The organism is Stenotrophomonas sp. PFBMAA-4 (genome assembly GCF_030053215.1).
GTDB lineage: Bacteria > Pseudomonadota > Gammaproteobacteria > Xanthomonadales > Xanthomonadaceae > Stenotrophomonas.
Genome location: NZ_JASGBW010000006.1, coordinates 77338 through 99728, shown reverse-complemented (window position 1 = coordinate 99728; position 22391 = coordinate 77338). Strand labels below are relative to the sequence as shown.

Below are 22391 nucleotides of genomic sequence, written 5' to 3'. Positions count from 1 at the left end.
TCCAGGATCAGTGGCGGAAGTGGCGAACGCCGGTGAACACCATGGCCAGGCCATGTTCGTCGGCGGCGGCGATCACTTCGGCATCGCGCATCGAACCGCCCGGCTGGATGACTGCCTTGATGCCGGCGGCCGCTGCGGCATCGATGCCATCGCGGAACGGGAAGAACGCATCGGAGGCCATCACCGAACCTTCCACCACCAGGTTCGCGTCGGCCGCCTTGATGCCGGCGATGCGCGCGGAATAGACGCGGCTCATCTGCCCGGCGCCGACGCCGATCGTGCGGTTGTCCTTGGCATAGACGATCGCATTGGACTTCACGAACTTGGCCACCTTCCAGGCGAACAGCAGGTCGGTGAACTGCTTGTCGGTCGGTGCCAGCTTGCTCACCACCTTCAGTTCGTCGCGGGTCATGCCGCGGTTGTCGGAAGACTGCAGCAGCAGGCCCGAGCCCACGCGCTTGCTGTCGAAGTTGTTCAGGCCATCACCGTGCGGGATGCGCAGCACGCGCACGTTGGCCTTCTTCTGCGCGTATTCCAGCGCGGCCGGCTCGTAGTCCGGGGCGATCAGCACTTCGACGAACTGGCGGTCGAGGATGACCTTCGCAGTGGCCGCATCGAGCGGCTTGTTGAAGGCGATGATGCCGCCGAAGGCGCTGGTCGGGTCGGTGGCGTAGGCCAGCTCGTAGGCATCGCCGTTGCCGGCACCGACGGCCACGCCGCACGGGTTGGCATGCTTGACGATGACGCAGGCCGGCGCATCGAACTGGCGCACGCATTCCCACGCCGCATCGGCATCGGCCAGGTTGTTGTAGCTCAGTTCCTTGCCCTGCAGCTGCTGGAACGTGGCCAGGGTGCCCGGCACCGGGTACAGGTCGCGATAGAACGCGCCGCTCTGGTGCGGGTTCTCGCCGTAGCGCAGGTCCATCACCTTCACGAAGGTGGAGTTCATCTGCGCCGGGTACTCGGCACGGGCCGGCACGGCGGCGTCGGTGGCGGTGACCGCCGACAGGTAGTTGCTGATGGCCGCGTCGTACTGGGCGACGCGGTTGAACGCCGCCACCGAGAACGCGAAGCGGGTGCTGGCCGACAGCTGGCCGTTGTTGGCCTCCAGCGAGGCCAGCAGTTCGGCGTACTGCGACGGGTCGGTGGCCACCGCCACGCGGGCGAAGTTCTTGGCCGCCGAGCGCAGCATGGCCGGGCCGCCGATGTCGATGTTCTCCACCGCGTCGGCCAGGGTGCAGTCGGCCTTGGCGGTGACCGATTCGAACGGATACAGGTTCAGCACCAGCAGGTCGATGGCGCCGATGCCGTGCTCGGCCATCACCGCGTCATCCAGGCCCGAACGGCCGAGCAGGCCGCCGTGCACCATCGGATGCAGGGTCTTGACCCGGCCATCCATCATTTCCGGGAAACCGGTGACGTCGGCCACGTCCTTCACGGCCAGGCCCATGTCGCGAATGGCCTTGGCGGTGCCGCCGGTGGACAGCAGCTCCACGCCGCGTGCAGCCAGCGCGGTGGCCAGCTCGGCCAGGCCGGTCTTGTCGGAAACGGAGAGGAGGGCCCGACGGACGGGCAACAGATCAGCAGTCATGGGGACAGGGCAATCGGCAGCGGAGCGGGGCCGATATTGTAGTTCGTGGGGGCCGGTGGCGGGCGCTGTCGGCGCGCTTTGCTGGCCCCGGCAGGGGAAAACGGCCTGCATCGGCATGCCGGGCTGAACACGCCATGGGGTAGGCTATGCCGGAACTGCCAGGGAGTTGCGGGTTCAGATCGTGTCGATCTATGCATTGAAAGGACGTTTCCAGGACCTCTTGCGTCCGGCCGTGCGCGGGCTCTACCGCCTCGGCATCACCGCCAACACGGTGACCGTGGCCGCCGCCGTGGTCTCGCTGCTGGTGGCCGCCGCCGTGTGGTGCTGCGCGCCCGCGCAGCCGCTGCTGTACCTGCTGCTGCCGCTGTGGATGCTGCTGCGCATGGCGCTCAACGCCGTGGACGGCATGCTCGCCCGCGAGTTCGGACAGCAGTCCAAGCTGGGCGCCTACCTGAACGAGTTGTGCGATGTGATCGCCGATGCGGCGCTGTACCTGAGCCTGCTCAGCGTGCCGGGCGTGCGCCCCGAGGCGCTGTGGCTGCTGGCCTGGACCGCGGCGCTGAGCGAATACGCCGGCGTACTGGGGTTGATGGTCGGTGCCAGCCGCCGCTATGACGGCCCGATGGGCAAGAGCGACCGCGCCTTCGTGATCGGTGCGCTGGGCCTGCTGCTGGCGTTCGGGTGGGTTGGCGCGATGACGGTCACTGGCGTGGCTGCGGCCATGGCCGCACTGTGCGTGCTGACGATGATCAACCGCGTCCGCCGCGGGCTGCAGGAAGCGGCGCTTCCGCCGCAGTAATCAACTACAAACCAAAAAGACAATCTGGAGATTGCATGCGTCAGGCGCAGGAACGGGAATTCCACAGCTTCGACCAGGTACCGCTGTTCTACCGGTACTGGGCGAGCACCACGACCACCACGCCGGCCAGGGCCATCGTGCTGCTGCATCGCGGCCACGAACATTCCGGGCGGGTCACCCACCTGGTCGATGAGCTGGACCTGCCCGACACCGCCTTCTTCGCCTGGGATGCACGTGGCAACGGCCGTTCGCCGGGCGCGCGCGGTGATGCCCCGGGTTTCCCGGCGCTGGTGCGCGACCTGGACAGCTTCATCGCCCACATCGGTGCCGAGCATGGCATCGCGGTGGAGGACATCGTGGTGATCGCGCAGAGCGTGGGCGCCGTGGTTGCCGCCACCTGGGTGCACGACTACGCGCCGCGCCTGCGCGCACTGGTGATGGCTTCGCCGGCGTTCAAGGTGAAGCTGTACGTGCCGTTCGCACGGGCGGGGCTGGGCCTGATGCAGAAGCTGCGCGGCAACTTCTTCGTCAACAGCTACGTCAAGCCGCAGTGGCTGACCCACGACCCGGCGCGGGTGGAAAGCTACCGCACCGACCCGCTGATCACCCGGCCGATCTCGGTGCGCGTGCTGCTGGGCCTGTACGAGGCCGCCGACCGCATCGTCGCCGATGCGCAGGCGATCAGTGTGCCGGTGCAGCTGCTGGTGTCCGGCTCGGATTTCGTCGTGCACCGTGGCCCGCAGGACCGCTTCTACGAGCGCCTGTCCAGCCCGATCAAGGAGCGCGTGCACCTGCCGGGCTTCTTCCACGACACGCTGGGCGAACGTGATCGCGCGCCGGCACTGGCGCGCATCCGCAGCTTCATCCAGGCGCGTTTCGCCGAACCGCTGCGCGAGCTGTCGCGCCGCGATGCGCACCGCCATGGGCCGACCTTCGAAGAGTCGGAGATCCTGGCCTGGCCGCCGGAGCGCAACAGCCTGGCCGACCTGCGCTGGCGCGTGGTGCGTGGCGGCCTGCGGGTCGGCGGCACGCTCTCCGAGGGCATCGCCCTGGGCCTGCAGACCGGCTTCGACTCGGGCAGCACGCTGGATTACATCTACCGCGACGAAGCACGCGGCAAGGGTCCGCTGGGGCGCATGGTCGACCGCAACTATCTGGATGCGATCGGCTGGCGCGGCATCCGCATCCGCGGCCAGCACCTGCAGGAACTGCTGCGCGATGCCGCCCAGCGCCTGCGCGGGCAGGGCACGCCGGTGCGCGTGCTGGACGTGGCGGCCGGCCATGGCCGCTACGTACTGGAAGCGCTGGGCCAGGGCGAGCAGCGCGCCGAACGCATCGTGCTGCGTGATTTCAGTGCGTTGAACGTGACCCAGGGCCAGGCCTTGATCGAGCGCCTCGGCGCGGCCGACATCGCCCGCTTCGAACAGGGCGATGCGTTCGACCCGGCACAGTTGGCGCAGGTCGACCCGGCGCCGACGCTGGCGGTGGTCTCCGGCCTGTACGAACTGTTCCCCGACAACGATGCGGTGCTGCGTTCGCTACAGGGCATCGCCGCGACCGTGCCGGTGGGCGGCTACCTGGCCTACACCGGCCAGCCCTGGCACCCGCAGCTGGAGTTCATCGCCCGTGCGTTGACCAGCCACCGGGGCGGCGCAGCGTGGGTGATGCGCCGCCGTACCCAGCAGGAAATGGACGAGCTGGTGCGCCTGGCTGGCTTCGAGAAGGTGGCCCAGCGCATCGACGAATTCGGCATCTTCACCGTGTCGCTGGCGCGCCGGACCGCGTGATGGCGACGCTGGCCGCAACCCCGCTGGCTGCGGAGGGGCGCCCCTGGCGGCGCGCCCTGCTGTGGCTGGTGCTGCTGGGTCCGTTCTTCTTCGCCAGCTATGGCTTCGCCAACTGGATGGCCGGGCGCCACGCCGCGCTGCCGGTGATGGCGTTCGCCTGGGAAGCGCACATCCCGTTCGTGCCGTGGACGATCGTGCCGTACTGGTCGATCGACCTGTTCTACGCGATCTCGTTCTTCCTGTGCCGGCAGCGCCTCGAGCTGGACCGGCACGCGCTGCGGCTGTTCAGTGCGCAGGTCATCGCGGTGGCCTGCTTCCTGCTGTGGCCGCTGCGCTTCAGCTTTGAACGGCCGGAGATCGGCGGCGTGTTCGGCTGGCTGTTCGATGTGCTGCTGGGTTTCGACAAGCCGTTCAACCAGGCACCGTCGCTGCACATCGTGCTGCTGATCGTGCTGTGGGTGAAGTACGCGCAGTACCTGCAGGGCGCATGGCGCTGGCTGCTGCACGCGTGGGCGCTGCTGATCGGTGTTTCGGTGCTGACCACCTTCCAGCACCACTTCATCGATGTGCCCACCGGCCTGCTGGCCGGCTGGCTGTGCGTGTGGCTGTGGCCGGAGCAGGGCACCCCGCCGCTGCGCGCCTGGCGCATGGCACGCGCGCCGAAGCGGTGGCGCCTGGCGTCGTTCTACCTGCTGGGCGCGGCGGCGCTGCTGGTGCCGGTGCTGCTGCTGGGGGGCGCGGCGCTGTGGCTGCTGTGGCCGGTGGTGTCGCTGCTGCTGGTGGCGCTGGCCTATGCCGGGCTGGGCACGGCGGTGTTCCAGAAGCGCGCCGATGGGCGGCTGACCATGGCCGCGCGCTGGCTGCTGGCACCTTACCTGGCGGCGGCCTGGATCAATTCGCGGCTGTGGACGCGAGGTGCGCCGCAGCCGGTGGAGGTGGCCGGCGGGGTGTGGCTGGGACGCATTCCCTGCGCGGCACTGCCTGCCCCGTTGCGCGGCGTGGTCGATACCTGCGCCGAACTGTCCTGCCACGCGCCGGGCGCGGCCTATGCCAGCGTGCCGATGCTGGACCTGGTGGTGCCGTCCCCCGCGCAGCTGGCTGAAGCTGCCGAGGCGATCGAGCGCCTGCGCGCGCACGGGCCGCTGCTGGTGTGCTGCGCGCTGGGCTACTCGCGCAGCGCGGCCAGCGTGGCCACCTGGCTGCTGCGGACCGGGCGGGTCTGCAGCGCCGCCGAGGCCGTGGCCCGGGTGCGTGCCGCGCGGCCGTCCATCGTCCTGCATGACGTTCATCTACAGGCCATCGCGGCCGCCGCCGCACCGGAGAGCACCGCATGAGCACCGCTGCCGATCTGCCGATGATGCACCTGCTGCTGCGCCAGGGCCGGCTGCCCGCCGCGCTGTCACTGGGCCTGCTGCTGGTGGCGCTGTTGCTGCTGGGCGTGGAACCTGGGCTGGCGATGTTCGCCGCCGGCCTGCTGCTGCTGAGCGTGGCAGTGGGCGTGGTGCAGGCGTATTACGCGGTTCGGGTGCAGCTGGACGCCAGCCTGCTGCAGCTGCTGCTGCGCGAGCACCTGCAGGGTGATGCCGCCGCCGAGCGGGTGGACGCGGCCCTGCACACCGCCGGCCTGCGCCGCCGCGATGCGCAGGCGCCCGTGCGCGGCTGGGAGGCACGCTGGATCGGCATGCGCCGCCTGCTGGTGCGCCAGTACGTGGCCACGCTGCTGCAGTTTTCGGTGCTGCTGCTGGCAGTGCTGTGGCCGCAGACCTGAGCGGAGGTGTCGATGTTTGCTGAACTGATCGCCCGCGCCTGCAGTGGCGCGATCCATGTAGTGACCGGGGCGCGCGCGCTGTGGATCGGCTGTGCGCCGTCCAGCGAGCACCGCGTGTACTACGGCAACCACGCCAGCCATGGCGATTTCGTGCTGATCTGGTCGTCGATGCCGCCGGCACTGCGGCGCCAGGTGCGGCCGGTGGCTGCTGCCGAGTACTGGCAGGGCGATGCGCTGCGCCGTTACCTGATCGATGCGGTGTTCAACGGCGTGCTGGTCGAGCGCGATGCGGCGCGCCGCCAGCAGGATCCGTTGCAGGGGCTGCGCGATGCGGTGGACGAGGGATGCTCGTTGATCCTGTTCCCCGAAGGTACGCGCAACATCGGTGATGAACCGCTGCTGCCGTTCAAGAGTGGCATCTATCATCTGGCGCGGCAGCGCCCGGAACTGGAGTTCGTACCGGTGTGGATCGACAACCTCAAGCGGGTGATGCCCAAGGGGCGTTTCCTGCCGCTGCCGCTGCTGTGCACGGCCACGTTCGGCACGCCGCTGCGGTTGCAGGCCGATGAGGACAAGGCGGCGTTCCTGGCGCGCAGCCGGCAGGCGCTGCTGGACCTGGCACCGAACGGAGGCCGCGCATGAGTTTCCTGCTGGATGTCTCCGGTGATCTGGCCACGCAGAGCGTGGGCCAGCAGACCGGCCTGCTGTTTGCCGGTGTCGGCGCGGTGCTGGTGCTGGCCACGCTGGTATCCGAAACCCTGCGCTGGCGCCAGCGCGGCAATCCCAGTGCGGTCATCGCCAATCTCGTTTCGCGCATCCGCGCGTGGTGGGTGATGGCGATCGTGGTCGGCGGTGCGCTGCTGTTCGGCCGCGCCGGGGTGATCGTGCTGTTCGCCATCATCTCGCTGTTCGCGCTGCGCGAATTCATCACCCTGGCGCCGACCCGCTCGGGTGACTACTACGCGCTGCTGGCGGCGTTCTACATCGTGCTGCCGTGGCAGTACTACCTGGTGTGGATCGACTGGTACGGCATGTACACGCTGCTGATTCCCGTCTATGCGTTCCTGTTCCTGCCGATCCTGTCGACCATCGGTGGTGACACCACCCACTACCTGGAGCGTACAGCCAAGGTGCAGTGGGGGCTGATGATCTGCGTGTTCTGCATCTCGCACGTGCCGCTGCTGCTGAACCTGCACGTGCCCGGCCACGATCCGTCGCGCAACGTGCTGCTGTTTGCCTTCCTGGTGATCGTGGTGCAGTCCTCCGACGTGCTGCAGTACATCTGGGGCAAGCTGCTGGGCAAGCGCCTGATCGCGCCGAAGCTGTCGCCGTCGAAGACGGTGGAAGGGTTCGTGGGCGGCGTGCTGAGTGCCAGCGCGCTGGGGGCGGCGCTGTGGTGGATCACCCCGTTCACGCCGCTGCAGGCGTTCGGGCTGTCGCTGCTGATCAACCTGATGGGATTCTGGGGTGGCCTGGTGATGTCGGCGATCAAGCGCGACCGCGGCATCAAGGACTGGGGCCACATGATCGAGGGCCATGGCGGCATGCTCGACCGGCTGGATTCGGTGTGCTTCGCCGCGCCGGTGTTCTTCCACGTGGTGCGGTATTACTGGAAGGCCGGTGGGGTGGGCTGATCGTGCCGGGCGTTCATCCACGCATGGCGTGGATCTACCGGCTGGTGGGGTGGGCTGATCGTGCCGGGCTTTCATCCACGCATGGCGTGGATCTACCGGCCGGTGGGGTGGGCTGATCGTGCCGGGCGTTCATCCACGCATGGCGTGGATCTACGGGCCGGTGGGGTGGGCTGATCGTGCCGGGCGTTCATCCACGCATGGCGTGGATCTACCGGGCGGGCATCGGTAGCGCCGGGCCATGCGAGGCGGCGCGCGCTTACGCGCTGATGCCGTATTCCTTCAGCTTCTTGCGCAGGGTCGCGCGGTGGATGCCCAGCATCGCGGCGGCGCGGCTCTGGTTGCCTTCGCAGTGGTTGAGTACTTCCACGAACAGCGGAATCTCCATCTCGCGCAGCACGATCTCGTAGACATCGTCCGCGTCGCAGCCATCGAGGTCACGCAGGTAGCGGCGCACGGACTGGGCGACGTGTTCACGCAGCGGTGGCCGGGCAGCGCCACGACTGTTGTCAGGACGAGAAAGGACAGCGTTCAAGGGGGTTCCCGATTCGGTGGCCCGTGCGCGCGGAGCGCGCGGCCGGACGAGGTGGAGGCGGCCAGTCTAGCGCGAGCGTGCCCGACCTGCCACGGCTGGACGCCTTCGTCCCGATCAAAGGAACTCGAAGGTGAATGCGACCGTGGAGGCTGCCGGCTCCTGCACACGGAAGGCGATGCGGGCGCTCTGCCCCGGTTCCAGCAGTGCCGCGCCCGGGTTTTCGCCCAGGTACTGCGCGGGCGGGAACACACCGGTGCCGATCACCCGGCCATCGGCATCGGCCAATGACAGGCGCAGGTCGGGCCATGCCTGCGCCCAGCGCGCATCATTGCGGATGCTGGCCTGCACCTGCAGTACGCCGGCCTGCCCGGGCAACGGGCGGATCTCGCGGCTGGTCATGGTCAATGCAGTCGGTTCGCGCCATGCGGGCAGGCTGCAGCGCAGGACGCCGCACAGTGCGCTGACCCACGGGCGATGCGCGGCATCGGCGGCCAGCCGCGCGCGGTCGGCCAGTACGCTCTGCAGCACCAGCAGCAGGGCAAGCCCGGCCACCAGTGCCCAGTGCCAGCGTGGCGTCGGCAGGGCACGCGGGCGGGCGCCGAGGAAACTGGGTGCATCGCTGGCGGGTGTGACCGACGCAGGCGCGTCGATGCGGGAGGACGGTTCGATGACAGTGTCATCGGACTGTCGCGTCTGCGGCGGTGGCGGTGTGTCCACCACCGGTTCGGCCGGCAGTTCGAACGGCGCCGTCTGATCGTCGGTGGCATCCGTCGTGTCGTCAGCGGGGTCCTGCGCCTGCCCGGTCCCGGGCGGCGCATCGGTTCCCGGCGCGGAACGCAGGAAGGTGGCAAGCGGACGACGCGGTGGGTTCGGCTCGGACATGCTCAGGGCGCGGGCTCGGATCCAGCCGTCATTCAACCACGATCAGGCGCGGCGTACGCCGGTGATGCGCATCCAATCGCCATCCTGGGTGGCCTGCAGGTCGTCGAACCACGCGGCATAGCGCTGCAGCAGTTCGCCTTCCTGGCCATGCAGGATGCCCGACAGCGCGATGCGGCCACCGGCAGCAACGCGTGCGGCCAGCAGTTCGGCCAGCGCATCCAGCGCCGAGGCGAGGATGTTGGCGACCACGATCGGGTAGGTGGCCACCGGTTCGTCCTGCGGCAGGTAGACGTGCATGCGGGCCAGTTCGCCGTTGCGCTCGGCATTGTCGGCGGTGGCGATCAGCGCCTGCGGGTCGTTGTCCACGCCGATGGCCTCGGCGGCGCCCAGCTTCAGCGCGGCCAGGGCGAGGATGCCCGAGCCACAGCCGAAGTCGAGCACGCGCTGGCCCTGCAGCACGCCATCCACGGCCAGCTGGTCCAGCCAGCGCAGGCACAGCGCGGTGGTCGGGTGGGTACCCGAACCGAAGGCCAGGCCCGGGTCCAGGCGCACCACGGCGGCGTCGGCGGCCTGCGCGGCCTCCGGCAGCTCATGGTTCCACGGCACGATCCAGGTGCGGCTGCCGAAATCCATCGGCTGGAACTGGTCCAGCCAGGCGCGTTCCCAGTCTTCGTCCTCGACCGCGCGGAAGCTGCCGCCGGTCCAGTCCAGTTCCGGGTCGAACGCCTCCAGCGCAGCCAGCAGCAGCAGCGCGTTGCTGTCGGCCGGGAACAGCGCGCTCAGCACCAGGGTGTCCCACAGCGGCGTTTCGCCCACGCCCGGCTCGAGGATGGCCTGCTCGTTGCTGGTGTCGGCCTCGGCATCGAGCAGGGTGACCGCCAGCGCGCCCACGTCCTCCAGCGCGTTTTCATAGCGGGGCTGGGTGGCTTCGGTGCAGCGCAGGGTCAGTTCCAGGAACGGCATGGCGGTGGGGGCAATCGCGGGAAAGGGGGCCATGCTAGACCATCCGGCCGTCTCCGTATGCTCTGAGATGCCGACCCAGGCTGAACGAGACCGGTTCAGACATGCCTCCCGGGCCTTGCTAGACTTGGCGCTTTCCTGCCCGACGTGCCGTAACCGACCGCCGATGGCCCTCGCCCCGACCCTGAAAACCTGGTTGCTCGTGCTGCCGGCCGTGGCCGTGCTGGGCGTGGCCGGTTATCGGGCCAGCGGCCATGGCCATGCCGCGCAGGTGGACGTCGGCGAACCGTTGGCCGTATCGAGGGCCACGGTGCAGGAAGCACTGGAGCCGGTGATGCCCGAGGCGCTCGCGCGCCGCCTGGCCGGCTTCGAGCGCAGCGCCGCGTTGCCTTCGGGCCTGCCGCTGGATATCCGCGCCGACATCGAGGGCGAGACCGATCTGTTCGCCTACGCGCAGCGGCTGAAGGTGCAGGCCGAGCAGGGCAACCACGAAGCGCGCTGGATGCTCAGCCGGGTCTACGACTACTGCGCGCAGTATGCGGTCGACCCGGGTGGCTACCGCCTGGACAACAACGTGCTGGCTGGCCTGGGCCTGAGCGCGGCGCCGGCGATGGTACAGGCGCGCGAACGCGTGGCCCAGCGCTGCGGCGGTTTCGTGCCGGGTGACAAGCTGGGGCCGTCGCTGGTGTTCAACGAACGCCGCCGTGCAGCCCTGCAGGGCAACCTCGCCGCCGAAGCGGCGCTGTTCGCCGAGGGCGAGCCGCTGCACAGCAACGAGCAGTACCGCCGTGACCTGGTCGAACGCGTGCGTACCTCGCGCGATCCGGAGGCCTACATGGCTCTGGCGCCGGGCATGGGCACGCGCGCTGCCGGCGACAAGGCGCTGGTGGACATGGTGGCCGGTGAACAGCTCAGTGAGATGGCATGGCGGGTTGCGGCCTGCCAACTCGGTCTACCTTGTGGGGCCGACAGCGTGCTGATGAACAGTTACTGCGCGAACGGAGGAATCTGTTCGCAGGATGGGACACAGGATTTCCAGGATTTCGTGTATGACGCTGCGGTATCGCGGCAAGGTGCGGGGAAGATGAACGAATGGATCAAGCAATTGATTGGAAAGAGGAACGGGCAATGAATTACCGTCGATTCCTGCACGGGGCCAAGTTCTGGTTCTGGGTGGCGTTGTTTGTCGCGTATTCGGCCGGCGCCGTTGGCCTGCTGATGATCGACACCTACGAGGATCGCTACCGGCACCTTTCCAAGGTTGAACTGACCTCGGTGAAGGCGCAGGAAGACGTGCGCCGCGCCGGTGCCAGCCAGGTGGCCGCGGTGTACCGCGCGCAGAGCGGCGCGCCCTTCGCTGCGCTGCCGGCGGGCAGTACCTTCCAGGTGGTCTGGCCCGATGGTTCGACCGAAACGATGGTGATCATCGACCCGACCTCGCCCAATGGCGTGCGTCCGCTGGCCGATACGCAGATTCCTGCCGAAGTCGCCGACAAGCGCTGACCCGATTCTGTAGAGCCGAGCCCACGCTCGGCTGGGCTTCTCCCGGCATGCCGAGCATGGGCTCGGCACTACAGGAAACAGGCAACAAAAAAGGGCGGGGAAATCCCCGCCCTTTTCGTGTCCAGCATCTGCCGCCGATCAGGTCAGCGCGATCGGCTTGTTCTTGCGCTCGGCCAGACGCTTTTCCAGGTAGTGGATGTTCTGCCCACCCGCCTGGAAGCCCTTGTCGCGCATGATGCGCTGCTGCAGGGCCACGTTGGTCTTGATGCCGTCCACCACCATTTCGCTCAGCGCCACCCGCATGCGGGCGATGGCGGTCTCGCGGTCCGGGCCGTGCACGATCAGCTTGCCGATCATCGAGTCGTAGTTCGACGGCACGCGGTAGCCACTGTAGATGTGGGTGTCCACGCGCACGCCGGGGCCGCCCGGCGGATGGAAGCCGGTGATGGTGCCCGGGCTCGGCACGAAGGTTTCAGCATCTTCGGCGTTGATGCGGCACTCGATGGCATGGCCGCTGAGCACCACGTCGCTCTGCTTGATCGACAGCTTCTGGCCGGCGGCGATCTTCAGCTGCTCGGCCACCAGGTCGATGCCGGTGACCATTTCGGTAACCGGATGCTCCACCTGGATGCGGGTGTTCATTTCGATGAAGTAGAAGCGGCCGTCTTCGTACAGGAACTCGAAGGTGCCGGCGCCACGGTAGCCGATGCGCACGCAGGCTTCGGTGCAGACCTTGCCGATCTGTTCGCGCTGTTCGGCGCTGATGCCCGGTGCCGGTGCTTCTTCCACCACCTTCTGGTGGCGGCGCTGCATCGAGCAGTCGCGCTCACCCAGGTGGATGGCGTTGCCCTGGCCGTCGGCCAGCACCTGGATCTCCACGTGGCGCGGGTTCTCCAGGAACTTCTCCATGTAGACCTCGCCATTGCCGAACGCGGCCTTGGCCTCGCTCTTGGTGGTTTCGATCGAGGTCTTCAGCGAGGCTTCGGCGTGCACCACGCGCATGCCGCGGCCACCGCCGCCACCGGCCGCCTTGATGATGACCGGGTAGCCGATCTCACGGGCGATCTTGGTGTTGGCGACGATGTCCTCGCCCAGCGGGCCGCCCGAGCCGGGCACGCACGGCACGCCGGCGGACTTCATGGCGCGGATGGCTTCGACCTTGTCACCCATCATGCGGATGGTGTCGGCCTTGGGGCCGATGAAGATGAAGCCGGACTCCTCCACGCGCTCGGCGAAGTCGGCGTTCTCCGACAGGAAGCCGTAGCCCGGGTGGATGGCCTGGGCGTCGGTGACTTCCGCCGCGGCGATCAGCGCCGGGATGTTGAGGTAGCTCTGCGGCGACGGTGCCGGGCCGATGCAGACCGACTCGTCGGCCATGGCCACGTGCTTGAGGTTGCGGTCGACCGTGGAGTGCACGGCCACCGTGCGGATGCCCAGGGTGTGGCACGCGCGCAGGATGCGCAGCGCGATCTCCCCTCGGTTGGCAATGACGACTTTGTCGAGCATGGCGTGCCCCTCAGCCGATCACGAACAGCGGCTGGTCGAATTCCACCGGCTGGCCGTTCTCGCCCAGGATGGCGACGATGGTGCCGGACCTGTCGGCTTCGATCGGGTTGAACATCTTCATCGCTTCGATGATGGCCAGGGTCTCGCCTTCCTTGACCTGCTGGCCAACGGTGACGAACGCCGGCTTGTCCGGAGCGGCCGATGCGTAGAAGGTGCCGACCATCGGCGAACGCAGCACGTGGCCTTCCGGCAGGGCCGGGCCCGGCTTGGCGGCGCCGCCGGTGGAGGCTTCGGTCGGCGACTGCATCGGCATGGCCTGCGCAGCCGGGGCGGCCGGCGCGGCGTACACCGGGGCGGGCATCGGCGCGGCGTAGCCGGCCACCGGGGCGCGCGACAGGCGCACGGACTCTTCGCCTTCCTTGATTTCGATTTCAGCCAGGTTCGACTCTTCCAGCAGGTCGATCAGCTTCTTGATTTTGCGCAGATCCATGAGGGCCTCTTTGGTTTCTATCTAGGTGAGGTGGAGCGCCGGCTGGCGCCCGGGTCGACAATCAGGTGGCGGACACCCGCAGCAGCGCCGCGTCCATCGCGTAGCGGTAGCTGTCGGCGCCGAAGCCACACACCACGCCCACCGCCTTGTCGCTGAAATAGCTGTGCTGGCGGAACGGTTCGCGGGTGTGCGGGTTGGACAGGTGGATCTCGATGAACGGCACGGCCACCGCCGCCAGCGCATCGCGCAGGGCCACCGAGGTGTGGGTGAACGCAGCCGGGTTGATCAGGATGAACGTGGTACCGTCGGTGCGTGCGGCCTGCACGCGGTCCACCAGCACGTGTTCGGCGTTGGACTGCAGGCTTTCCAGCGCATGCCCGGCCGCAGCGGCCTGGGCGGCCAGCGCCTGGTCGATGTCGGCCAGCGTGGTATGCCCATAGACCTCCGGCTCGCGGGTACCGAGCAGGTTGAGGTTGGGGCCGTGCAGGACCAGCAGCTTCGCCATGGAATCCGATCAACGGGAAAGGGCGGCAGTCTGGCGGAACCTGCGGATGCTGTCCAGTTCGGCGAAATTGCAGGCGTTTAAAGCAATCGTTTGAAACTCGTGGAAGCGCTTGCGGCCCTATGGGTGGCGGCGGATCAAGGCCCGCTGAACGCCATCGCGGCGGGGATGCCCGCACGTAGGCCGACGATGACGTAGATCCACGCCACGCGTGGATGACCGCGCCCCGCGCCCGCGCCCGGTAGATCCACGCCATGCGTGGATGACTGCCCCCGCGCCCACGCCCGGTAGATCCACGCCATGCGTGGATGACTGCCCCCCGCGCCCACGCCCGGTAGATCCACGCCATGCGTGGATGGCCCCCCCGCGCTCACGCCCGGTAGATCCACGCCATGCGTGGATGGCCCCCCCCCTCACGTCTCCAGCGGCACCGTCGGCACCACGTTCGGGAACACCTCCTCCAGTGCCTCGGTCTCGCCGGGTTTCGGCGCCGGCCAGTTGTAGGCGTTCACCGGCTGCGCGCGGTTCACCCACAGCGCGTAATACAGATGGTCGGCACGCCCATCGCCGGTGTTGGGGTGGATGAGGATGGTCAGGCCCAGGCTGTTGAGCTGCAGCCACGGCACCAGCACCGGCAGCAGATCGTTGGTGAAGCCGAAATAGAACGAGGGCGTGACATGCGGGCCGCGCGGCTCCAGGTTCCAGTTGCCCAGTTCCACCGGGAAGCGCTCGGCCGCCCAGCGCCGCAGCAGGGCGGCCTTCTGGTAGCTGTCTTCGTCGAAATAGATGTGTGCGTGGTAGCTCTTGATAGCGGTATAGGCACGCGGCCGGCTGGGCAGCGGCGATTCGCCCGGACGCACGCTGGCCGGGCGCGGCGTCGCTTCGGCGGCCGTGTCCTGGCCCCAGGGGCTGTGGCCCTGTGCGGGCGGCGGCATGATCGGGCGGAAGCCGGGGCGGCCGGGTTCGGTGGTGTTGGGCGCGGCGCTGGCCGTACTGGCGGCGGCCAGCCCGCCCACGGCCACGCCGGCCGAAGCGATCAGGCGCCGGCGTACGGGTGAAAGCAGGTCGGCCCAATGCGCGTCGTCGGCCGCGTCAAAGGGTGGGGCAGGGGTATGTGGCGGCATGGCCAGCGTCCTGGTGGCAGAGGCGCCACGCTCGGCGATGTGGCTGGCAGCGTCCAATAAGCAGCAGGTATCAGGTGATGCCGGGCAGCGGCCGCCACGTTGAGTCGTGGTGGCCGCCGGGCTAGGGTGGCCGGACCGCCGCCCTGGATGTCCGCCATGACTGCTCCCGACGCCGATACCGCCCGCCGACGCGCCGCCTTCCGGCAGCTGCATGCGCAGGGCTGCTTCGTGCTGCCCAACCCGTGGGACGTGGGCAGTGCGCGCTATCTGCAGCGGCAGGGGTTCCAGGCGCTGGCCACCACCAGTGCCGGCTGCGCGTGGAGCGAGGGCCGGCCCGATGGTGCCGTTTCGCTGGAAGCCACGCTGGAACACCTGCGGCTGATGGCGGGTGCGACGTCGCTGCCGTTGAACGCGGATTTCGGCGATGGTTTCGGCGCGACGCCGGACGAGGTCGGCGCAGCGGTCACCGCCGCCTTGGAAACCGGCATCGCCGCGCTGTCCATTGAAGATGCCAGCGGCGTGGCGGGGGCGCCGCTGCGGCCGCTGGAGGAAGCCGTGGAGCGTCTGGCGGCTGCGCGTGCGGCCATCGACCGTGCCGGTGCCGATGTGCTGCTGGTGGGGCGCGCGGAAAACTTCTTCGTGGGCGTGCCTGATCTTGAAGACACCCTGCAGCGGCTGCGTGCCTATGACGCAGCCGGTGCCGACGTGCTGTACGCGCCGGGCATCACCACGCGCGAGCAGATCACGGCGGTGGTTGCGGCAGCAGGACCGAAGCCGGTCAACCTGCTGGTCGGCGGGCCGAGCCCGTTGACGCTGCAGGACATCGCCGCGCTGGGCGTGCGCCGGGTCAGCCTGGGCGGCGCACTGGCGCGCGCGGCATGGGGCGGGCTGATGCAGGCCACCGATCCGATCCTGCGCGAGGGCCGTTTCGACGGCCTGCAGCAGGCCGCTGCGGGCGCAGCCCTGAACGACCTGTTCCGCTGACGCCATGGACAACGTAACCGCCTATGCAGCGCTGGTGAGGGAGATGGACGCGCTGCGCCAGGCGCCGGGGCTGCTGGCCCGCGTCGACGGTCCGGCGCTTGTACGCGTGCTGGAGCGCGAGGAGGGACCGCTGGAGCTGGAGATCCTCGTGCGCTGGCAGGATGCCGGACACACGGCGCTGCGGCTGGAGGGTCACGCGCGGGGCGCCAGCACGTGGAACCACGAGCACCTGCGGGAAACCCTGGTCGTGCCACTGCAGGATCTGGTGTAGATCCACGCCATGCGTGGATGGGGTCGGAGCCCTTCGTTGCACGAAGGGATCCGACCCCGTTACTTCCTCAGAACCGCGCGGTCAGGCCGACGAAGAACGTACGCGCGCCGCCGTCGTAGTTGTTGCCTTCCTCGATCGTGGACACGTCGCCCAGGTTCTGCACACCCGCACGCAGGGTCAGGTTCTCGTTCACGTCATAGCCGGTCACCAGGTCCACCGTGGTGTACGCCTTGGCGAAGGTCGAGCTGGACGTGGCCACCAGCTGCTTGCCGATGTGCTGCGCGCTGAGGTTCAACGACCACGCATCGGTCACGTCCCAGTTCAACGAGGTGTTGGCGGTGATCTTCGGCACCACCAGCAGGCTGGCACCGGTGGTGCGGTTCTTCGATTCCAGCATGCGCGTGGCATTGGTGGTCCAGCTCAGGCGTTCGTGCAGCGGCACGGTCACGCTGGCTTCCACGCCGCGCGTGCGGGCCTTCTGGATGTTCTGCGCCACCGTCCACCAGAAGCCGTTGACGAAGCTGGTGGTCTGGCCGGGGATGTCGCGCAGCGGCACCTGTTCGATCTTGTCGTTGAAGTTGGTCAGGAAGTAGGTGGCCGACGCCGACCAGCCGTTCTGGTCGAAGCCCACGCCCAGCTCGTAGTTGGTGCTGGTTTCCGGTTCCAGGTTCGGGTTGCCGGCCATGTAGCAGCCGGTGGTGCCGTCGGCGCTGACCAGGCGGCTGTTCCAGCCTTCCGGGGTCAGGCTGCCGCAGCCACGGCCACCGGACTGGGTGGCGGCACCGGCGGTGCCCTGCTTCAGGTTGGGCGCGCGGAAGCCCTTGGACACGCCACCGCGCACGGTCCACGCATCACCCGGGTGCCACACGCCGTAGATGCGCGGGCTGACGTTGTCGTCGTAGTTGTCGGTGTTGTCCCAGCGCACGCCCAGGGTCAGCACGAAGCGCTCGTGCAGGGTGATGTGGTCCTCGGCGAACAGTGCCCACGAATCGGCTTCGCTGGTCGGGCTGATGCGGCTGCTGCCGGTCCAGGTCACCGGCACGGTGCCGATGGTGTCGCTGTTTTCCAGCTGCTCGCGCTTCCACTGGCCACCCACGTTGAGGCTGTGTTCGAAGCCCCAGTGGAAGCCGGTGGTGAAGGCGGTATCGAACACCGTTTCCTTCGAGTGGTTGCCCACCGCGCTGCCCTTGTCCTTGTAGTCGTTCTGCACCAGGGTGGTCTTGGAGGTGGTGGTGTCGCCGTAACGGCCATCGTGGCCGAGCACGTAACCGGTCTGCACCAGCTTGGACAGGCCCCAGGCGTACACATCACCGGCACCGGTGTTGCGCTGCACGCCGCGCGAGCCTTCGATGGTCAGCGCGTGGTCGTCGTTGAGGCGCCAGTGGAACTGCAGGTTGGCATTCTCCGCCTTGCTGCCGGGGGTCTGGTCTTCCAGGCGGTCGGATTTGCGGTCGGTGACGTTGGCACCGATGCGCACGCCGAGGTTGTCGGTGAGCGGGCCGCTGAACAGCGCGCCCATCTGCGTGGTGTCACCGCGCGTGGACGCGTCGGGCATGCTGTGGTTGAAGGTGACCGAGCCGCCCCAGTGGTCGGCGATCTTGCGGGTGATGATGTTGATCACGCCGCCCATCGCATCCGAACCGTACAGCGAGGACATCGGGCCGCGCACCACTTCGATGCGCTCGATCATGTCCGGCGACAGCCAGTTCAGATCCTGCGGGCCAAGGTCGTCGCGGTAGTTCACGCCGGAGGAATTGCCCTGGCGGCGGCCGTCGATGAGGATCAGCGTGTACTGCTCGGGCAGGCCGCGCAGGCGGATCTTCGACTGCGCGCCGGACAGCGCATAGCCGCCGGTCACGCCGGGCACGGTGCTCAGCAGCTGGCCGATGCTGGTGACCGGCTTGCGCTCGATCTCCTCGCGGCTGATGACGCTGATGCTGGCCGGCGCATCCTTGATCCACTGCTGGGCGCCGGTGGCGGTGACCACCACGGTATCCATCTGCTTGGCCGAAGCGGCATCAGCGGAGGCATCGGCGTGGGCGGTGCTGGCCAGTGCAAGGCCGATGGCGGCAGCCAGGGCGGCAACGGAACGACGGGGTTTCAGAACGGCGTGCGACATCGCGCAGTACTCCTGTTGAGGGTCCACTGGCGATGGCTGGGACGTCCGTGTGTGGGGGTTTCAGAATTCTTTAACAATCGTATCACGAATCATTCGCATTTGACGTTTGGTGACACATGAACGCTTGCATGGGCGGCGCGGGGCCGCGCCGATCCAGCTGAAATCAGCGTCCTGCGCGAGGTACTGGTGGAAACATGCCCGTTAGTTACCATTGGTAACTAACTACTTCACGAGCATCTCCCATGCACAGCCTGATCGTCGTCGCCCATCCCGATCCCGCCTCCCTCACCCATGCCGTCGCCGCCCGCATCGGCCAGGCCATCACCGGCGCCGACGCGCGCAACACCGTCACCGTGGCCGATCTCGCCGCCGAAGGCTTCGATCCCCGTTTCAACACCGCTGACATCGGCCTGTTCAAGCAGGCCGCAGCGGTGCCGGCCGACGTGGCCGCCGAGCACGCGCGCGTGGATGCCGCCGACGCGCTGGTGCTGGTCTATCCGCTGTACTGGTGGTCGTTCCCGGCGTTGCTGAAGGGCTGGATCGATCGTGTGTTCACCCAGGGCTGGGCTTACGCCGACGGTGCCGACGGCAAGGTGGAAAAGAAGCTGCAGCGGCTGCAGGTGCACCTGGTCGGTATCGGTGGCGCAGGCGCGGAGATGATCGAACGGCGCGGTTATGGTGCGGCGATGAAGACGCAGATCGACATGGGCATCTTCGATTACTGCGGTGCCACCGTGCGTTCGTCCACGCTGCTGCTCGATGCTGACAGTGGCCAGGCGCAGGCGCATCTGCAGACCGCTGCGGACATCGGCCTTACCATAGGCACGCCCGCCCGCTGACATGGAGCCGCTGCATGTCCACCACCGCCACGCCCACCCGCCGCCGGATGTCGCGCGAACAGCGCGGCCGCCAGTTGCTGGACGTGGCCTGGACCCTGGTGGGCGGCGAGGGCACCGATGCACTCAGCCTGGGCCGCCTGGCCGAGGCCGCAGGCGTGACCAAGCCCGTGGCCTACGATCACTTCACCACGCGCAACGGGCTGCTGGCCGCGCTGTACGCCGACTACGACCAGCGCCAGACCGCCGTGTTCGATGCGCGCATCGGCGCGGCGCCGGCGCGCCTGGATGCACGCGCGCAGGCCATCGCATCGGGCTACATCGATTGCGTGCTGTCGCAGGGCAGCGACATCCAGGCGATCCTCGCCGCATTGGCCGGGTCACCTGAGCTGCGCGACGTGCGCCACCGCTACCAGCAGGCGTTCGTCGACCAGTGCGCGCAGTGGCTGGGCGCGTTCGCGAACGACGGCAATGTGCCCGTGGCCGGGCGCTGGGCGATCCTGGGAGCCGCCGAATCGCTGTCCGAAGCGGTGGCCGCGGGCGCGCTGCGGCAGCCGGATGCGGAAGCGGAGCTGCAACGGCTGATCGTCGACACCGTCAACCGCACGCGCTGATCGCCGCGTCGCGCTGCAGCTGCGCGAAACCTGCCTGCAGGCACTGCTGGACCCACGCGTTCCGCGTTTCCCGCGTGGGCGCGCCGAGGGTGATGTTGATCAGCCGGTGCGTTGCCTCCTCGCTGTCGCGGCACGCGGTCGCCGCCAGGCAGAAGCCTGCCGCGCGGGTATAGCCGGTCTTCAGGCCATCGATGCCGTCGCTGCCCAGCAGCGTGTTCTGGTTGGCCTTGCAGAACGTGCCGTGGCTGAAGTGGCGCTGCGCGGTGATGGCCAGCACCTGCGGACGATCGGCCAGCAGCCGCGCGGCAAGCATCGCCATGTCATGCGCGGTCGACACATGGCCGGGCGTGGTGATGCCCGAGACCGAGACGAAGTGCGTATCGCGCAGGCCCATCCGCGCGGCCGCAGTGTTCATGCGCTGCACGTACGCAGCCTCCGAACCTGCCAGATGGCGGGCCAGCGCCAGCGCGGCATCGTTGCCGGACACGATCATCAGCCCTTCCAGCAGGCGGGCCAGGGTGATGGTCTCGCCCGGCACGAGGCCCATCCGTGTTTCGTCGGCAGCGACGGCATGTACGTCGCGCGCATCGACCGTCGTTGTATCCGACCACGCGTGGCCATCGTGTGCGATGGCTTCATAGGCCACATGCGCGGTCATCAGCTTGGTCAGCGAGGCCGGCGCGCGTGGCTGCCTGGCATCGTGCTGCTGCAGGATGCGCAGCGTGGCCGCATCCACGGTGATCGAAGAAAGTGCCGGTACCGGCGAATCGGTCAGTGACATCATCAACGCAATCGTACGCAGCGTGCCGGCTGCAACGCCGCACGAATCTGCAACATTGCAATGATATAACGAGCCGCTGTTGGCGGTGTCGCCGCCGTTCGTACTGCAGGAAACTCCATGACCCGACCCCTCGCGCGACGCTGGCTGTGCCCGTCGATCCTGGCTGCGCTTGTCGCGCTCACTGCCTGCCAGCCCAATGCGCGTCCCGATGCGCAGGCGGCCACCGCGACAACCGCCGAAGCGCGCCCGCACAACGTCATCGTGATGATCAACGACGGCGCGGGCTGGGGCACCTGGGACGCAGCCGCGTACTGGCAGTACGGCAGCCGCGAAGGCGCGCCGTATGCGGACTTCCCGCAGCGCCTGGCGGTCACCACCTTCCCGCTCAACGCCAGCGGCCAGCCCACCCGCGACGATTCGCAGCGCATCGGCTATGACCCCGCCCAGGCGTGGGACACCACCGAAGTGCCGGCACCGGATCTGCCCTTCGTCGCCTACCAGTACCTGGCGGCTGTGGCCACCGACAGCGCCGCCGCCGGCACCGCGCTGTCGTCCGGGGTGAAGACCTACAACAACGCCATCAACTACAACAACGATGGCCAGCCGGTGGAGTTCAATACCCTGCGTGCCAAGGAACTGGGCATGGCCACCGGCGTGGTCACCTCGGTGCCGTTCCCGCATGCCACCCCGGCGGCGTTCGCTGCGCAGGCCGAATCGCGCAACAGCTACCACCAGATCGCCCACCAGATGCTGGCCCAGGGCCACATGGACCTGGTGATGGGTACCGGTGGCCCCGGCTACAGCGTTGACGGAAGGCCCTGCGTGGACGGCATGGACAAGGTCGCCGCCGAAGGCTGCCAGAACCCGTGGGAATGGGTGTCGCAGCAGGATTGGCAGCAGCTGGAAGCGGGTACGCCGATTGCCGGCAACCCGGCCGGTGCCTGGCGCCTGATCCGCAGCAAGGAAGACTTCGCCGCGCTGGCCGACGGCCGCCTGCCGGCAGACCGCCCGCTGATCGGCGTACCGCGCGTGGCCAACACTCTGCAGCAGGCGCGCCAGCTGCCGGTGGTCGGTCGCGATGCCGCCACGCCGTCAGGGGTGAAGAAGATCGACAGCGTGCCGGACCTGGCCACCATGACCCGGGGTGCGCTGCGCTTCCTGCAGCAGCGTTCGCCCAAGGGCCTGTTCCTGATGGTTGAAGGCGGTGCCACCGACTGGGCCGCGCACACCAGCGCCTGCGGTACCGAGTGGCATTACGGTGCCTGCACCGACCAGCCGCAGTACGGCCGCCTGATCGAGGAAACCGCCGAGTTCAACGATGCGGTGTCGGCGGTGGTGGCGTGGATCGAGCAGAACGGCGGCTGGGAACGCAACCTGCTGATCGTCACCACCGACCACGACAACAGCATGCCGATGGGACCGGACGCGCAGAAGGTAGCCTTTGAGCCGGTGCGCAACAACGGCCGCGGGCAGATGCCGGGCATGAGTTTCCGCCCCACCGGCAACCACTCCAACGGCCTGGTGCCGCTGTGGGCCAAGGGCAACGGCGCCGAGCTGCTGGGCCAGCGCGTGCGCGGCGTCGACGCCGGCTATCGCCAGCACGTGCGCTGGAACGACGGCAGCTATATCGACAACACCGACGTGGCCAAGGCCGTGCAGGACGCCCTGCAGCGCTGACCGCTTACGGTAGAGCCGAGCCATGCTCGGC

23 protein-coding genes are annotated in these 22391 nt (G+C 68.4%); 13 read left to right on the top strand and 10 right to left on the bottom strand.

Annotation, left to right across the window (positions count from 1 at the left end):
* Window positions 1–7: 7 nt before the first annotated feature.
* Window positions 8–1591, bottom strand: a complete 1584-nt coding sequence (purH, locus tag QMZ26_RS06270; protein WP_079223782.1) for a bifunctional phosphoribosylaminoimidazolecarboxamide formyltransferase/IMP cyclohydrolase — start codon at window positions 1589–1591, stop codon at window positions 8–10.
* 181 nt (window positions 1592–1772) lie between these two features.
* Between purH and QMZ26_RS06265 the strand changes: the two genes are divergently transcribed.
* From QMZ26_RS06265 to QMZ26_RS06240, 6 genes are read left to right on the top strand one after another with little or no spacing between them, the layout of a single operon-like run.
* Entirely contained in the window at window positions 1773–2390 is a 618-nt protein-coding gene (locus QMZ26_RS06265; RefSeq protein ID WP_200733380.1) for a CDP-alcohol phosphatidyltransferase family protein, read from the top strand.
* Between the two features lie 35 nt (window positions 2391–2425).
* Window positions 2426–4177, top strand: coding sequence for a bifunctional alpha/beta hydrolase/class I SAM-dependent methyltransferase (locus QMZ26_RS06260; protein ID WP_079223780.1), 1752 nt, complete (start codon window positions 2426–2428; stop codon window positions 4175–4177).
* Entirely contained in the window at window positions 4177–5511 is a 1335-nt protein-coding gene (locus tag QMZ26_RS06255; protein ID WP_283220909.1) for a phosphatase PAP2/dual specificity phosphatase family protein, read from the top strand. The genes QMZ26_RS06260 and QMZ26_RS06255 overlap by 1 nt, the downstream gene beginning before the upstream one ends.
* Entirely contained in the window at window positions 5508–5945 is a 438-nt protein-coding gene (locus QMZ26_RS06250) for a hypothetical protein (protein ID WP_108759006.1), read from the top strand. The genes QMZ26_RS06255 and QMZ26_RS06250 overlap by 4 nt, the downstream gene beginning before the upstream one ends.
* Window positions 5946–5957: 12 nt before the next feature.
* Window positions 5958–6587, top strand: coding sequence for a lysophospholipid acyltransferase family protein (locus tag QMZ26_RS06245; RefSeq protein WP_079223777.1), 630 nt, complete (start codon window positions 5958–5960; stop codon window positions 6585–6587).
* Entirely contained in the window at window positions 6584–7579 is a 996-nt protein-coding gene (locus QMZ26_RS06240; RefSeq protein WP_108747497.1) for a phosphatidate cytidylyltransferase, read from the top strand. The genes QMZ26_RS06245 and QMZ26_RS06240 overlap by 4 nt, the downstream gene beginning before the upstream one ends.
* 256 nt (window positions 7580–7835) lie before the next feature.
* On the opposite strand, the gene fis is transcribed toward QMZ26_RS06240, so the two are convergent.
* The 3 genes from fis to prmA form a co-directional block, all read right to left on the bottom strand.
* Window positions 7836–8111 carry a DNA-binding transcriptional regulator Fis gene (gene fis, locus QMZ26_RS06235; protein WP_006397198.1) on the bottom strand — a complete coding sequence of 92 codons (276 nt, stop codon included), beginning with the start codon at window positions 8109–8111 and terminating at the stop codon, window positions 7836–7838.
* Between the two features lie 114 nt (window positions 8112–8225).
* The gene (locus QMZ26_RS06230; RefSeq protein WP_283220908.1) at window positions 8226–8993 is read right to left on the bottom strand and encodes a DUF3426 domain-containing protein; all 768 of its coding nucleotides are present in this window, start codon (window positions 8991–8993) and stop codon (window positions 8226–8228) included.
* A 42-nt stretch (window positions 8994–9035) separates the two neighbouring features.
* On the bottom strand, window positions 9036–9956 hold the full coding sequence (gene prmA, locus QMZ26_RS06225; protein WP_108747495.1) for a 50S ribosomal protein L11 methyltransferase: 921 nt from the start codon (window positions 9954–9956) through the stop codon (window positions 9036–9038).
* 163 nt (window positions 9957–10119) lie between these two features.
* Between prmA and QMZ26_RS06220 the strand changes: the two genes are divergently transcribed.
* Window positions 10120–11085, top strand: coding sequence for a hypothetical protein (locus tag QMZ26_RS06220; protein WP_283220907.1), 966 nt, complete (start codon window positions 10120–10122; stop codon window positions 11083–11085).
* Window positions 11082–11456, top strand: a complete 375-nt coding sequence (locus tag QMZ26_RS06215; protein ID WP_079223772.1) for a hypothetical protein — start codon at window positions 11082–11084, stop codon at window positions 11454–11456. Before QMZ26_RS06220 ends, QMZ26_RS06215 begins: the two co-directional genes overlap by 4 nt.
* Before the next feature lie 138 nt (window positions 11457–11594).
* Here the strand turns inward: QMZ26_RS06215 and accC are convergent, their stop codons facing one another.
* The 4 genes from accC to QMZ26_RS06195 form a co-directional block, all read right to left on the bottom strand.
* The gene (gene accC / locus QMZ26_RS06210; RefSeq protein ID WP_079223761.1) at window positions 11595–12962 is read right to left on the bottom strand and encodes an acetyl-CoA carboxylase biotin carboxylase subunit; all 1368 of its coding nucleotides are present in this window, start codon (window positions 12960–12962) and stop codon (window positions 11595–11597) included.
* A gap of 10 nt (window positions 12963–12972) precedes the next feature.
* The gene (gene accB / locus QMZ26_RS06205; RefSeq protein ID WP_283220906.1) at window positions 12973–13452 is read right to left on the bottom strand and encodes an acetyl-CoA carboxylase biotin carboxyl carrier protein; all 480 of its coding nucleotides are present in this window, start codon (window positions 13450–13452) and stop codon (window positions 12973–12975) included.
* Between the two features lie 61 nt (window positions 13453–13513).
* The gene (aroQ, locus tag QMZ26_RS06200) at window positions 13514–13957 is read right to left on the bottom strand and encodes a type II 3-dehydroquinate dehydratase (RefSeq protein WP_079223757.1); all 444 of its coding nucleotides are present in this window, start codon (window positions 13955–13957) and stop codon (window positions 13514–13516) included.
* Window positions 13958–14367: 410 nt separating this feature from the next.
* Complete coding sequence (locus tag QMZ26_RS06195; RefSeq protein ID WP_283220905.1) at window positions 14368–15078, bottom strand: DOPA 4,5-dioxygenase family protein; 711 nt, start codon at window positions 15076–15078, stop codon at window positions 14368–14370.
* A 156-nt stretch (window positions 15079–15234) separates the two neighbouring features.
* Between QMZ26_RS06195 and QMZ26_RS06190 the strand changes: the two genes are divergently transcribed.
* The gene (locus tag QMZ26_RS06190; protein ID WP_283220904.1) at window positions 15235–16062 is read left to right on the top strand and encodes an isocitrate lyase/phosphoenolpyruvate mutase family protein; all 828 of its coding nucleotides are present in this window, start codon (window positions 15235–15237) and stop codon (window positions 16060–16062) included.
* Between the two features lie 4 nt (window positions 16063–16066).
* Window positions 16067–16333: a hypothetical protein gene (locus QMZ26_RS06185; RefSeq protein ID WP_283220903.1), complete on the top strand. Its 267-nt coding sequence runs from the start codon at window positions 16067–16069 to the stop codon at window positions 16331–16333.
* 67 nt (window positions 16334–16400) lie between these two features.
* Here the strand turns inward: QMZ26_RS06185 and QMZ26_RS06180 are convergent, their stop codons facing one another.
* Entirely contained in the window at window positions 16401–18452 is a 2052-nt protein-coding gene (locus QMZ26_RS06180; protein WP_283220902.1) for a TonB-dependent receptor, read from the bottom strand.
* A gap of 242 nt (window positions 18453–18694) precedes the next feature.
* Between QMZ26_RS06180 and QMZ26_RS06175 the strand changes: the two genes are divergently transcribed.
* Entirely contained in the window at window positions 18695–19291 is a 597-nt protein-coding gene (locus tag QMZ26_RS06175) for an NAD(P)H-dependent oxidoreductase (protein WP_200733387.1), read from the top strand.
* 47 nt (window positions 19292–19338) lie between these two features.
* Window positions 19339–19902 (top strand): TetR/AcrR family transcriptional regulator, encoded by a 564-nt coding sequence (locus tag QMZ26_RS06170; RefSeq protein WP_345782662.1) that lies wholly within the window; start codon window positions 19339–19341, stop codon window positions 19900–19902.
* On the opposite strand, the gene QMZ26_RS06165 is transcribed toward QMZ26_RS06170, so the two are convergent.
* A complete protein-coding gene (locus QMZ26_RS06165; RefSeq protein WP_283220937.1) occupies window positions 19886–20683 on the bottom strand; it encodes a serine hydrolase in 798 nt (265 codons plus the stop codon). The two genes, QMZ26_RS06170 and QMZ26_RS06165, sit on opposite strands and share 17 nt — an antisense overlap.
* 117 nt (window positions 20684–20800) lie before the next feature.
* Between QMZ26_RS06165 and QMZ26_RS06160 the strand changes: the two genes are divergently transcribed.
* Window positions 20801–22360, top strand: a complete 1560-nt coding sequence (locus tag QMZ26_RS06160; protein ID WP_283220900.1) for an alkaline phosphatase — start codon at window positions 20801–20803, stop codon at window positions 22358–22360.
* The last annotated feature ends 31 nt before the right edge of the window (window positions 22361–22391 follow it).